We start from the raw sequence: 13,183 nt of genomic DNA, 5'->3' as shown, positions 1-13,183 counted from the left end.
AGAGCTGAGTGTTAAGAGTGGCACTGTTGTGTATAGCTCTCAGGGCTCTCTGCGGACGGGGTTGATCAAGTCTGTCAGTGACCTAAAGATGTCGCGAATTTCTTGAGCGACCGCGTGCGTCGCGATGGGGTTGGCGGTTTTCCTGTTGAGCAAAAGCGCCCTGTCTGTCAGCAGACCTTTGATCGGAGTGATCCGTATGGTTTCACGCAGCGCCATCTGGCGCGCGGCACTCAATGGCAGGATTGCCGAACCGATACCGCGCAGGACGAGGTTAAGTTGTGCTGACAGGGTGGCGGCCTCGGCCACGACATGCAGTTGTACGCCGGCCGCTCGCGCTATGTCTTCCAGGTGGCTTCGCCGGGCGTTGGGGAGCGGGGTCAACACCAGTGGCATGGATAATATCCGGTCTATCGGTATAGTCGGGCCGAAGGGCATCCCCTGATCCAACGTCACGAGATAATCCTGCTCCTTCATCAAGAGCTCAACCTCACACTGGTAAGTGGATCGCTCACCAGCCACGCTCGCGACCGACAGATCCAAAGATCCATTTTCCACGCTCTCGATCAGGCCGGTCGCGCCCTCTTGACAGATAATACGCACGCCAGGGTGTCTGGCTTGAGTCGACTCAACAAGGGTGCTCAAAAGCGTGTCCGCGAAGGCTGACGGCAAACCTAGCCGGACCTCGCCTGTTGCCGGTAAATTTCGAGGGCAGAGCAGATCCTGTAGCGCATGGATACGCGTCAGAATTTCTCGCGCCTCCTTGAACAACAGCAAGCCCTGCGCCGTAGGCGTGACACCGGAAGCGGTGCGAGAAAGAAGCTGCACCCCAAAGGCATTTTCCAAAGACTGGATTTGTCGTGTGAGTGCGGGCTGGGCGATATTCAGGTCTTTCGAGGCGCGTCGAAATCCGCCTGCCTCAACGACCTTAACGAAGTAGTGAAGCTTCCTGAAGTCCATTGTTTGTTCCGGAACCGTCGACGGTAAAGTTGATGATCGTGCATCGGCACCCTCAGGGCGTCCAGCAAAAAACTGCCCGGATCGGGGCGTTCTATTCGAAAGCGGGCGCCGTTCGGCGGGGGCTCACAAGGTCCAGGGCGGCATCCATAGGCCTTCGGTGATGCCGTCTCGGTATCGCTGCTTCTCAAAAGGTATTATTCGGGCCCTTCCATAGCCACTACACTTTTTCATCGACGCATACCTGGAGCGATTTCCAGGTTTAAATCCCTGCATTGATTATCCGGCTATGGAGATAAAAGCATGCAAACCCAAGCGTTTACCGATCTGGAAGGCCGGCTGCGTACAGTGGAAGACAAACTCGCCATTTACGAGCTGATCGCTTCCCATCCGCCAAGTGCCGATACAGGGCATGCCGACTACACGTTGTCGGTGTATCAGGAGGACGGCGTGTTCGATCGCGGTCCGACACTGGATGGCGCTCACGGCGCAAAGGAAATCGCCGCCTTCATCCAACGGCCCGAACATGAAGCTGCCATCCGTGGCGGACTCGCTCATTTTACCGGCCTGCCGCTCATCGATCTGCGCGCAGATCAGGCCATTGTCACGTCGTATCTGATGATCGTGCATTTGGATCACCAAGGCCTCGAACGCGACCTGCCCAATCATGGTACTTCCACCGGATACCGCATTCACCGCGCGGTCGTAAATCGCTGGCAGTTAGTCCGGCGGGATAATCGTTGGACAATCGTGCGACGCACACTGTTGCCAGTAAACGGGTCAGACATCCAGCGCGAGTTACTGCGTGGCGCATTGGATGAGCTCTACTTTTCGCACCCTGAAAAATCACAATAAAACGGGTCAAGCTCCGTTGACGAAAGCCGCTGAAAATTGCATTTGTCCCCAAAAGTTGTTGGATGTCCTGGAAGCCGTAGGCATTCCAGGATGTGCGTCGTGACGATGGGGTGTTCAACGGTATGGGCTGGGTCAGGCTAGGTGGTCGGCAAAGGTCGTAGCGAAGCGGCATCAGCAACAGGGGCGACGTCTCCTCTTGGGCTGAATTTTGCGGTTATTGCCAAGCAGGTTGCCGCCAACACGGCCATTGGTGCGCCGACGCCCGCCATCGCATAACCCAGCATGCCTTCACCTCCCAGAAGCCCGCTGAGTGCAGCGACCGCGGGTGCTGACAGGCTGCTGCCGATTGCTCCCGCAATGATGTAAAGGCCGAACGCTCGCCCCCGCAGTTCATTGGGAATAAGGAAGTTGATGGCGATCACGGGTACGACGATAGCGACAGCAGCGGCCAGTTGAAAAACAGTCAGTGTGACGGCGAAAAGCGTGACGCTAGACATTATTGCCATGGCGGAGGCGGGCGCACATATCAGCGCGCTTATGGCTGCCGGAATCATGACCGCGCGATAGCCACCATTGCGCTGTGCCCAACTCACCAGTTTTCCCGATGCAGCCACGCCGATGCCGCCTGAACCGAGTATTACCGCGGCATACCATCCGGCAAAGTCGCCTGGTTGCTGGTGGTATAGACGCATGAGAGCAGGCGCCGCCCAGGTTGCAATGTTGGTGGACATGCCTGTCAGTAGTCCGACACCGGCAAGCAGAGGAACGAGAAAGCTACGGTACGCCCAGAGCTCCTGCCACGTACCACCGCCTTGTTCGCGCGCCTCCATACGCTGTGGCTCGCGCATCAATAAGATCAATCCTATGATCGGTAGCGCGACAATTGCGGCGAGTGCGAAAACTGCGCGCCAAGGTGTCAGCCCTCCCAGGCCGTTGGGATCGATAGCATAGATCTTGCTGAGCGCATCAAAGCCCAATCCGCCGACCAGGACAGCAGCCGCTCCGCCGAGGATGCTGCCCAATGGGTAGGTTGTTGTCGCGGAAGCGCGTCGTTCAGGCGCAAAGTAGTCGCCGAAAAGCGAGAGGGCTGCGGGAAGCGAGGCGGCTGTTGCGGCGCCCATCAGCGCCTTGGCCAGCGCCAAGGTCCAGAAGCCGGTCGCGAACGCTGCCAGGCCGAGCGAGGCACACCACAACACCATCGCCAGGAGCAAAAGTCTTACCCGGCTCGTCTTGTCAACCAATAACCCCATAGGCAGGCTCAACAGGCCGTAGGCCAGGGAATAGCTTGTAGTGTTCGCGATGCCCGCTTGTAGGTCGGTAAGGCCCAAATCCAGTTTGATGGGTTCCAGCAACAGAGCGACGATCCCGGCGTCCATCGCCAAGAGGAGGGCGATCAGTCCGAGGACGTATTGCGCATAGCGCGCGCGTCCCAGGCTCGGATATTCGTTTGCGAAGGTGGGGGGAGGAAGGGGAAGGTCGGTCATGGTGCTTCTCATGCAGGTTAATGGGCGCGGACGCCAGGCCGCTGGATCAATAAGCAGCGCTGCCACCAACAAGGCGCAATCGCTTGTAAGGTCACTGGATCAGGTCCCGTCTCAACGATCATTGATAACCAGCTCAACGCCTCGTTTCGTGCTCCAATTCGTACAACGAGCATGCCCCTGGCCCTCGGGGGTGAGGGCAAGGTGCGTGGGCACCGGCTTTAGCTTGCGATCCAGGGCTTGTGCATGACTAGAAGAATATGGACAACTTCTTGTACATCGGAAACAATCTGGCCACTCAGGAGTGAGCGCTCACTTCGATAAAAAATGGGGTGGGGTCGTGGACTACGCGAAAAAGATGGACGCTCCGGTTCTTGAGCTCCGCATGGGCTTCCTGCTCCTTCCGGACTTCACGCTGCTCGCGCTCACAGGGTTTCTTGAAGCGCTGCGCATCTCGGGTGATGAGCTTGACCTCAGCCGTAACCTCTTTTGTCAGTGGGAGATCATGGCACCGACTGGGCGCGCGATTCGGTCGAGCTGCGGCCTTACCGTTTTGCCGAGCGCTACGCTCCAGCCGCCCGAAGGTTTCGATTACATCGTCGTGGTCGGCGGCAAGCTGCAAAGTCATCAGCGTACTGATCCCGCGATCATCAGCTATATACGGGCCGCTGCCGGATCGGTGCCACTGATAGGCGCCTGTACGGGCAGTTTCATGCTGGCGCGGCTAGGCGCGATGCAAGGCCGACGTGCTTGCGTTCACCAATTCCACGTTGCGCAGTTCCAATCTGAATTTCCCGATATCGTCGTGGAGTCCGACCGCCTCTTTACGATCGACGGTCCACGACTCACGTGTCCGGGTGGCGCCAGTGCTTTTGACCTCGCGATTCATCTGATCCAGCGGCACTGCGGACGAGAACGGGCACTGAGAACGGTCTCAATGCTGCTGTTTGATGAGGTGAGGGCAAGCAATCATCCGCAGGCACGCGCGGCGCTGGACCTGAGTGCGCCGGTGCGCGATCCCCTGGTGCGAAGGGCGCTCTTGATCATGCAGCAGAACCTGGGCCGCCCGGTCACAATCCACAGCATCGCCGAGAAGTTGAGCACAAACGTGCGGCGCCTCACGCGCGGCTTTGACGCCGAACTCGCCATGCCGCCTTCCCAAACCTACCGGCAAATTCGTCTCGAGCGCGCCATGTGGTTGATCGAACACACCCTCAAAAGTATGTCCGAGATTGCTTATGAATGCGGTTTTGCCGACGCATCCCATTTCTCGCGAACGTTTCGCGAGGTTTTCAACACCTCGCCCAGTGATGTGCGTAGTGATTTGCGGGCGAGAGCCACGGAGCCGCTCCCTGCAGGCACCTTTATGTCCAAGCTTGCCCCCAACTGAGGGCCTCGTCAGTGCAATCTAAATGCTTCATGTCCGGCCAGGCGCGCCCACGGCTTTGGCCCGCCACTGCGTCCTTGAATGCATCATTGAAGTAATGTTCATACATCCATGACCGTTGCCGTGAAGGGTTGTTCATCTGATCGGGTGACGGTTTCGGTGGCGAAAACAGACCAGTCCTTGTTTCCAAGCCCCCGAGCAACTGCTGCCGTCATTTTCGATCGCACGGCGTCGGCAGCCGGTAACGCCAAATCTTTGAGGCGAGCTGCATCGATTGCCAGGTTGATGTCCTTGAGCCCCAGAGACAGTTTGAAGCCCGGTTCAAATGTGCCTGCGACGATGTTCTGCCCATATCGTTGATAGCTGGGGGAGGCGAACAGGGTTTGCGTCATGAGTTCGATGAAAACGGCAGGACTCAATCCGTAACGCTCGGCGAGCACACTGGCCTCGCCCAGCGACTGGATAGCCTGGGTGATCATCATGTTACCGGCGATTTTCGCAATGCACGCCTGGTCGGGTTGATCGCCCAGAAACCAGGTCTTTTTCCCCAACAGGTCAAAGATCGGCTGGACAGTCGCAATGGCCGCCTGCGAACCGGCTGCCAGGATATTCAACTCACCTCTGGCTGCCACCGCAGGCACACCAAACACCGGCGCGGCGATCAGTGCGATACCAGCGTCGTGATGAGCCGTTTGTAGCGCTTTCATAAGCAACGGCGACAGCGTTGACATGACAATGTGGATGCAGCGTTTATCTGCCTTGCCGAGGGCCTGAGGAGACAGCAGCACCTCTCGTACGGCGCGATCGTCGGCAAGCAGGCTGATTACAACAGCTTCCTGGAAGGCCGCTGCCGGGGATTCGAGAGGTCGCACACCTTCCAGATCCGCCATTGCTTCACGGCTACGGTTCCAGGCAGAAACATGATGGCCAGCCTTGATGAGTAACGGAATGATGGCTTTGCCCATGCTTCCCGTTCCGATAAAGCCGATATTCATAGAGGTCCTCGCTTTGCTCGTTGAGCGAACATGTAGGCCGTTGAGTATGTCGGCAGGGGGATTGCTACGGGAGTGTCATTGTTGCACTCTCATCGTTCATTTTTGTACGAGGTGGGGCATGGACTGGAGTGACATGCGGGTCTTCCTGGCGATTGCCCGCAGCGGTTCTTTGGGCGGCGCGGCCAAACAGTTGGGTATCAGCCACCCGACAGTAGGGCGGCGCTTGCAGGTGCTTGAAAAGGGCTGCGGGCAGGTCTTTTTTCTTCGGACTGCCCAAGGGTTGGTACTGACTGACAGCGGTGAAAAGATCCTCAACCTCGCGCAAGAAATGGAACACAGTGCGCTGGCTATCGAGCGGCGCCTGGCGGGTGACAGTGCTCAGCCTGAAGGTTTGTTGCGGATTTCATCCGCGGACTGGTTTGCCTGTTACGTCCTGGCCCCGGTCCTGAGCGAGTTGGCGACACGCTACCCTTTGATCGTCCCTGAGGTTATTGCAGGGCATCGGTTATTCGATCTTTCTCGTCGCGATGCGGACATTGCCTTTCGCATCGTGCCCTTCACAGAACCGGATATCGTTCACCGCAAGCTCACAACCCTCAGTTACGGCCTGTATTCGGCCATTGGATTCCCTGCGCCAAAGCCCCAGGGTGAAGGCCTGGGTTTGATCACCATGAACATCGCCCAGGCTCACTACCCCGATGTGCACTGGCTGCAGCAGCGTTATCCGCTTGCCCGAACCGTGTTCACCAGCAGCAGCCGCACGGTTCAGGCCCAGATGTGCGCGCAAGGCCTCGGCGTGGCCGTGCTGCCGCGCCCACTTGGCGATCAGTTAACCGCCCTCAAGTTGATTGATCCGGACGAGCCGCCACCGGGGCGCGATATCTGGATGGGGTATCACCAGGATATGCGGCAGATGGACAGGCTGCGCGCGCTAGCCGACCTTGCGTCCAACATGCTCGGCTCCCAGTGAAGGCGAGTCTGGCGTACTCAGCTCGGGCGTATCGTTGACGCTTTCAGTGCCAGCGCAGGCTGTCGCGCCAGAGTGACGCTTAGCCAGGCGCCCAGGGCAAGGCACGCGGCGATACACAATAGGGACACGGTGAAGGCGTGGGTGATGGCCGCCGGGTCTGTGTGCGTGCCTAGCAGGGTATAGAACACGCCGCCGATCAGCGCGACGCTTAGCGACGTACTTATTTGCAGCGTGGAACTGGTGATGCCTGCAATCATGCCGGAATACGCCGGTGCCACGCGCCCTGTGACCATGCGCATCAATGTCGGCATGGCGAGGCCTTGCCCAAAGCCGATCACGAAGAGGATCACGGCGAGTAGCAGCGACGGCGGAGCGGCGCTGATCGGTGTCGCCAGTACCAGCCAGGTCAGGGCCAGGAAGCCGACGACCTCCAATCCCATGCCCACGGAATTAACGTAGTCGCCAAGCAGGCGCTTGCCATGGGCAGTCGACAACGGCCCAAGCAGAAACCCCATGCCGAATGGCAGGAAGATCAGGCCTGCGCTGAGTGCGGACGCATTCAGCGCGCCCTGCAGATAAATCGAAAGCAACAGGAAAAACACACCGATCGAGTAAAAGGACAGCGCAACCAGCAACGCTCGGCCCAATCCCGGTGCCTGCAGGACGGCTGGGTTGAGCAATGGTGCGCCACCGGCCTGGTGTAGACGGGTTTCGTATCGCCAGAACAGCCAGGCCAGCAATGGCACGGCAGCCATTGAAAGCCATGCCCACAAAGGCCAGCCCGCCTCGCGCCCTTCGATCAATGGCACGATCAATGCGCCCAGCGTCACCATCGACAGTGCCGTTCCGCCCAGATCCAGCTTGCTCGCGTGCCGTGCACGCGTTTCCTTCAGCACGGGAATGCCAAACAGAATGACCAGCAGTGCAATCGGCAGATTCACCAGAAAAATCGCCCGCCACCCCAGGCCTATCAGATTGAGCGAAATCAAGATTCCGCCCAGAGCCTGACCGACTACCGACGCCAGGCCAAAGACAGCGCCATAGAGGCTGAGCGCCAAGGGCTTTTCCGATTCCGGGAATATTGCCTGCACTGAAGCGAGCGCTTGAGGCGCCATCACGGCGGCTGTGACGCCTTGCAATGCCCGGCCACTGATCAACACCCAAGGCGAGGCCGCAATCCCGCACAACAGCGACGCTGTCGCGAACCCGACCAGGCCGAGGAAAAACATCCGCCCGCGACCGTAAAGATCACCGAGTCGCCCGCCGGTGATCAGCGTGACGGCATAGAGCGTGGCGTATGACGAAATGACGAGCTGTTCGGCAGAAGAAACGGTGTCGAGCTCCTCTTGAATCGACGGCAGCGCGACATTGACGATGAAGAAATCCAGCGGTGGCAAAAACGCGCCGACCAACAGGATTGCGAACATAAACCAGCGCCGCCGTTCGACTGGCGTGACTTCGATCTGAGACATAAGGAGAGTCCTGTATGAAACTGTACGGTTCTAAATTTATTAAGGCTTGAATATCAATCCAGGAGACACATCGCGCATTTGACCAAGGCAATCATGTCTGCCTTGCATGCGCCTGTTTTTCCGAGCACTCGCATGGCCTCGATCTGGCAAACCAGAAAATGCGCCACCGCTCGTTTCTTCACTGTGCTGAACCGATCGGTTCCAATGTAAACGACTCGTCCTCAGCTTTCGCCGCACAAAAATGTACATCCACCGTTCATTTATGGCAGTGCCGCCAGCGCGGAATGACTCCCACAATGGCGCCACTTTCACTTCATATGATCCACACCATCCACCACCGAGGAGTCAGGAATGTCGGGTAAATTCAGCAATCAAGTTGCGGTTGTGACGGGCGCATCCACCGGAATCGGATTCGCGATTGCGCAAGCGTTGCTTGTCGAAGGGGCCAAACGCGTTTACATCACCGGACGTTCGGCAGGCACACTGGAGGCCGCGGTGGCCAAGCTCGGCGACAAAGCCGTGGCGGTCCTCTCAGACGTCTCATCTCAAGTCGATCTAGATAAGTTAAAGGCGACCATCGAAGCCCGGCACGATCAATTGGATGCGGTATTTGCAAATGCCGGCATCTGCGAGAAAAACCCGTTGGGCGAGACCACCGAGGCCACGTACTACAACGTGTTCGACGTGAACGTGAAGGGCGTCTTCTTTACTGTTCAGACCCTCTTGCCATTGATGAAAGACGGCTCGTCAGTTGTGTTGACCGCCTCAATCTGCTCCAGCAACGGCATGGAAGGGCTGAGCCTGTACAACGCCTCCAAAGCTGCGGTGCGCTCCTTCGCACGCACTTGGGCCAACGAACTCAAAGGCCGCAAGATCCGCGCGAATGTGTTGAGCCCCGGCTTCACCCGCACCCCTCTGATGGACAACGGCTTGAAAATGAGTGCGGGCGAGATCGAGGCGCTCCGTCAGCACGTCGAACAGATCACGCCACTGGGCTACATGGCTCAACCTGAAGAAATAGCCACCGCGGCCCTGTTTCTGGCGTCCGCCGATGCCAAGTATGTCAACGGCGTGGAGCTGATGGTCGACGGAGGCCTTTCGCAAATCTAAAGGTGCTCGCGCTGATTTTTCAGGCATCAGCCAACCCAATTCTCCTGACTCATCCGGTTGCGGACTTGGCGGGTAGATACGAGAAAGGGCCCAAGGCAGAGTAGCTATTTTCGGCTAGAACACTGCTTTGGGCCTGATTCACGAGACTGCGCTGGCGCTTCGATGCTCATCGTCGAGATGATTCCGTAAGTAAAGCGCTTGAACACGACACCCTGCTGACTACCACTCACATTGACTTGGGCGTTGAGCCAATGCGCCTGGCTGAAAAGCATACCTATAACCGCGTCTGTCGCCATGGAGAGCATGAGCGGTTGTGAGGAGCCGGTCTTGACCAGGTCTTTTATGATGTCTGAAAGAATCTGGGTGTACTCGCTCTTCAGGTCGCTGAATTCTTTTGCCTGTTCCCCCGCCAGATTGATGTATTCGCGAGACAGCAGGATGGTGCGGTTCACCGAATGTTGCTTGAAACCCAAAAGCGTATCGATAAAGCAGTCCAGCCTGTCTCGGGCCTGGGCTTTGCGGCGTAAGTTCAGACGCGTGCGATAGAGCAGCTCACTGACGGCATCTTCCACGAGCTCGTACAGCAACGACTGCTTACTCTCAATGTGGTGGTAAAGCGAACCTGGCTTTACGCCAACGTAAGTTGCCAGGTCTCGCAAGCTGACCGCCTGGAAACCGTGAAGAGCAAAGAGCTCGCATGCACCTTCCAGGATTCGATCGCGAGCGCTTTTCACGTCGAGCGCTGTCATGGTCACCACCTATGGTTGTTGGGGACAGTGGGTGGAGGGAGGCGCTCCGATCAGGTGGCTTGGTAGCCACCTGGTCGGATGTCATGCATTGAAGTCGCAGGTACAACCAGCGACGACCAAGGACGAGGGTTTAGAACACCAGAACCAGGGTGGTATAGGCGTTCAAAGAGCTGTCTCGTTTTGGTGCGAACGTAGGGTTGTCCAAATGAATCAGGGCGGTTTGAAGATAGATGCCGCGACTCACCCGGTAGGCGTACGAAACCGACAGGCTGGTGGACGCATCGGCGTAATCCAGGTTTGCCGCTGACGCATTGCGCCTTGCGTACTTGCTGTATTGGTTCTTCGATGCGCCGATGGCGAACAGGTCATACGGACGCGATTCAAACGGCGCCAGGCTGTAAAGCGAGCCGCCGAAAGCACCCGGCAAGTAGTTGACGTTTTCCGAGCCCTTGTTGACATAGGCGTTCACGTACCAGCCTTTGTAAGGCAGTGCCGAGTTCGGTTGTGTCAACTGCAGGTCACCTACGATGTAGGCCCCGTGGTTATTGGATTTCTGGTCTGGCTCGTCCAGCCGGGTGTACTCGGAGTTGTTATACACAACGCCGCCACGCAGCCAGATTTTCTTTTGGTTGGGGCCTGCTTCGATTCGATAACCAACCTCGTCAATGGCGACAGCCCTGGCGTTTTTAGTATTGAATTTCAGCCCCGAGCGATTGTCATCCGAATCAGGAAACAAGCCTTCAGGGCTGATGCTTCGCGCCACGCCGAAGTGGTTGTAAAAACGCTTGTCTTCGGAGTAGAGACGAACATCGAACGCCGGTGATGGTTTGAAGCCCTGGGCGCCGGTTTGAGCCAGCAGTCCACTGCTTGGGCCAAGCGTCGATGCGGCAATGTTGTTGCCCAGGAGAGTGCCGTAGAACTGGCCTGCCAGACTGAAGTAACCAAACTGCACAATCACCCGGTCATCATAAAAGGGCAGGCGTGCGGACAGCTGACTGATAAAGCCCTCGCGAAGACCATCGCCACGGAAGCTGCTGTAGGCGAGGGAGGCACCGAGGGTAAACAAGGAACCCTCGGGAAGCCCGTATCGCCCCAGGTCGTGGTTGACCAAAAGGCTGCCGGTCGACGTCGAAGAGAGCCGCTGTCCGCTGTACACCTGCGTCTCGCGATCGTGACTCTTGATATCGTAAGTGAGGCCTGTGGTCAGGATGAGCTGTGAACTCCACCCCGCGTTATACATCGACTCGCGAAACCCTCCCAGCTCCGGGAATATAGATTCGCAGTTGGAGGGGAAGGGTGACTCGGAGCCGGTGTAGTTGTATTTGTCGTATTTCAGACATGCAGGCGCTTCAGCAGCGACTACGGCTTCGGTGGTTTTGTCTTCACTGGCGTTCGCACTCGACCCGATGAACACGAGAGAAATCAACAAGGCATTGGCGATGCGCAGGCCTGGCGATTGCCAGCTTGCGGGTGCCTTGGCTTTGATGAGTGAGTTGATTTTTTGCGCTCCGAATTTTTTTAAGTCGAAGGGTAAATGCGCGATGACATTGTTCATCTGATTTCCTTTCTTTTTTTTGTGTTGGGTTGTAGGTACGCTGCCGTGAAACAGCACTCACACTCGGAAGAACCTGTAGCAGGGTCGGTGAAGCTGACCCTTTTGGAGCAGTCCACCGGAGCGCAACGGCCCCGGCGAACATGTGGGCGAATGACCAATTCGTCCTCATACAGTCGACGACATCAGCCTGCCCGCACCGCCGCCGTCACAACAATTTCCACTTTGATTTCCGGCATCGCCAAGCGCGCTTCCACCGTCGCCCGCGGCGGTGCATGGCCGGCTGGAACCCATTCGTCCCAGGCAGCGTTCATCTGCGCAAAGTCGGATATATCAGCCAGGAAAATCTCGGCTCGCAGGATGTGTGTCTTGTCCGTGCCGACGCGCACCAGCAACGCATCGATTGCGTTCAGCACTTGGGTTGTCTGGCCATGCACGTCCGCACTCATGTCGGAGGGGATCTGGCCGGCAAGGTAGGCGACGCCGTTATGGGTGGCGATCTGGGAGATGCGCGGGCCGACGTCGAAGCGTTGAAGGTTGCTCATAGCGGTTCTCTCGGTGAATGAATTGTTGTCGAATCTGTGAAGCACCCACAGCAAAGCCGGCCCGGCCCCGCGGGGAGGGCGGCTTGATTACGGTTCTCTTGTGGCGGACTGTTTAGTCGTGCCAGATCTGCTCGGCCAGTCGCAGCCAATTGCCGCCGAACACAGCGCTCAGTTCAGCGTCGGCCATTCCCCGCCTGCTTAACTCCGTCGCCAAATCTGGAAGCGCCGCCGGAGCCATCATCTGCATGCCCGCGCCGTAACCAAGGTGGGGCGGGAACTTGTCGGGGTTCGCGGCGAGGTACTCATCGATTTCATCGCTGTCGTGCATGAAATCCAGTCCGATGCCGACATGCTCGACGCCGACCAGTTCGGCCACATACATGACGTGCCGCGCTACATTGGCCGGCGACGCGTCGTTACCGCCCAGGAACAGGCCGATCCCATTGATGCCGATCACGCCGCCGCGTGCGGCGCAGGCGCGGATTAGTTCGTCGGGAATGTTGCGCGGATGCTCGTATAACGCGCGCGGGTTCGAGTGCGAGAAAATCAATGGCGCAGGCGATGCATCGATCGCCTCACGCGCCGTGCGGTAGCCCGTATGCGAGCAGCAACCGATCATGCCGACACGTGCCATTTCCTCCAGCATCGAGCGACCGAACGCGCTCAGGCCGGGATCGTCATCCTGGCAACCGCCGCCGGCGCGATTGTTCTGGTTGTAGGCCAGCAGCATCCAGCGCACGCCGAGGTCGCGGTACAGTTCGATCAGGCTGAGCTGGTCGCCGATCGCGTTGGCGCCTTCGATGTCGAACCCCACGGCCAGTTGTCTGGCGGCCCGTGCTGCGTGGATATCCGCGACCGATCGGATCAACCGGTAGTGCTCGGGGCGCGCTGCGAGCCAGGCGCGAAACGTGGCGAGCATGCGCAGGTGCGACTCGATCGAGTCGTCGCCGAAGCCGACGTTGAGCATCACCACGTCGGTACCGCTGAGGCGATGCCATTCAAGCTGATCGAGGAAACCTACGTCGTGCGGACGCAAGGGCATGCACGCATGGTTGTCCCACACCAGCATCGAGGACAGCGGCGAAGAGGTGTTTTGTGAAGGCGCTTTCATCG

12 protein-coding genes are annotated in these 13,183 nt (G+C 58.2%); 4 read left to right on the top strand and 8 right to left on the bottom strand.

The window, feature by feature from the left end:
• Positions 1–39 precede the first annotated feature (39 nt).
• On the bottom strand, positions 40–957 hold the full coding sequence (locus tag BLU75_RS10630) for a LysR family transcriptional regulator (RefSeq protein WP_084376621.1): 918 nt from the start codon (positions 955–957) through the stop codon (positions 40–42).
• Positions 958–1,257: 300 nt separating this feature from the next.
• Between BLU75_RS10630 and BLU75_RS10625 the strand changes: the two genes are divergently transcribed.
• Positions 1,258–1,809, top strand: a complete 552-nt coding sequence (locus tag BLU75_RS10625) for a nuclear transport factor 2 family protein (RefSeq protein ID WP_084376622.1) — start codon at positions 1,258–1,260, stop codon at positions 1,807–1,809.
• Between the two features lie 137 nt (positions 1,810–1,946).
• Here BLU75_RS10625 and BLU75_RS10620 read toward each other — a convergent pair whose 3' ends face one another.
• Positions 1,947–3,293, bottom strand: a complete 1,347-nt coding sequence (locus tag BLU75_RS10620; protein WP_157720766.1) for an MFS transporter — start codon at positions 3,291–3,293, stop codon at positions 1,947–1,949.
• A gap of 337 nt (positions 3,294–3,630) precedes the next feature.
• Here BLU75_RS10620 and BLU75_RS10615 point away from each other — a divergent pair, with 337 nt between their 5' ends.
• Positions 3,631–4,680 carry a GlxA family transcriptional regulator gene (locus BLU75_RS10615; RefSeq protein ID WP_130909199.1) on the top strand — a complete coding sequence of 350 codons (1,050 nt, stop codon included), beginning with the start codon at positions 3,631–3,633 and terminating at the stop codon, positions 4,678–4,680.
• A gap of 98 nt (positions 4,681–4,778) precedes the next feature.
• Here the strand turns inward: BLU75_RS10615 and BLU75_RS10610 are convergent, their stop codons facing one another.
• A complete protein-coding gene (locus tag BLU75_RS10610; RefSeq protein WP_084376625.1) occupies positions 4,779–5,672 on the bottom strand; it encodes an NAD(P)-dependent oxidoreductase in 894 nt (297 codons plus the stop codon).
• Between the two features lie 118 nt (positions 5,673–5,790).
• Between BLU75_RS10610 and BLU75_RS10605 the strand changes: the two genes are divergently transcribed.
• Positions 5,791–6,642 carry a LysR family transcriptional regulator gene (locus BLU75_RS10605; protein WP_084376626.1) on the top strand — a complete coding sequence of 284 codons (852 nt, stop codon included), beginning with the start codon at positions 5,791–5,793 and terminating at the stop codon, positions 6,640–6,642.
• Between the two features lie 17 nt (positions 6,643–6,659).
• Here BLU75_RS10605 and BLU75_RS10600 read toward each other — a convergent pair whose 3' ends face one another.
• The gene (locus BLU75_RS10600; protein ID WP_084376627.1) at positions 6,660–8,114 is read right to left on the bottom strand and encodes an MFS transporter; all 1,455 of its coding nucleotides are present in this window, start codon (positions 8,112–8,114) and stop codon (positions 6,660–6,662) included.
• 351 nt (positions 8,115–8,465) lie between these two features.
• On the opposite strand from BLU75_RS10600, the gene BLU75_RS10595 reads away from it, so the two are divergent.
• Positions 8,466–9,224 (top strand): SDR family NAD(P)-dependent oxidoreductase, encoded by a 759-nt coding sequence (locus BLU75_RS10595; RefSeq protein WP_084376628.1) that lies wholly within the window; start codon positions 8,466–8,468, stop codon positions 9,222–9,224.
• Positions 9,225–9,328: 104 nt separating this feature from the next.
• Here BLU75_RS10595 and BLU75_RS10590 read toward each other — a convergent pair whose 3' ends face one another.
• From BLU75_RS10590 to BLU75_RS10575, 4 genes are all read right to left on the bottom strand, one after another.
• Complete coding sequence (locus BLU75_RS10590) at positions 9,329–9,973, bottom strand: TetR/AcrR family transcriptional regulator (RefSeq protein WP_084376629.1); 645 nt, start codon at positions 9,971–9,973, stop codon at positions 9,329–9,331.
• A 130-nt stretch (positions 9,974–10,103) separates the two neighbouring features.
• A complete protein-coding gene (locus tag BLU75_RS10585; protein WP_084376630.1) occupies positions 10,104–11,528 on the bottom strand; it encodes a carbohydrate porin in 1,425 nt (474 codons plus the stop codon).
• Positions 11,529–11,710: 182 nt separating this feature from the next.
• Complete coding sequence (locus BLU75_RS10580) at positions 11,711–12,070, bottom strand: RidA family protein (protein ID WP_084376631.1); 360 nt, start codon at positions 12,068–12,070, stop codon at positions 11,711–11,713.
• A 112-nt stretch (positions 12,071–12,182) separates the two neighbouring features.
• Positions 12,183–13,181 (bottom strand): dipeptidase, encoded by a 999-nt coding sequence (locus tag BLU75_RS10575; RefSeq protein ID WP_084376632.1) that lies wholly within the window; start codon positions 13,179–13,181, stop codon positions 12,183–12,185.
• Positions 13,182–13,183: the final 2 nt, after the last annotated feature.

It is taken from the genome of Pseudomonas mucidolens, assembly GCF_900106045.1.
Taxonomy (GTDB): Bacteria; Pseudomonadota; Gammaproteobacteria; order Pseudomonadales; family Pseudomonadaceae; genus Aquipseudomonas; species Aquipseudomonas mucidolens.
This window is presented reverse-complemented; position numbering and strand designations above follow the sequence as displayed.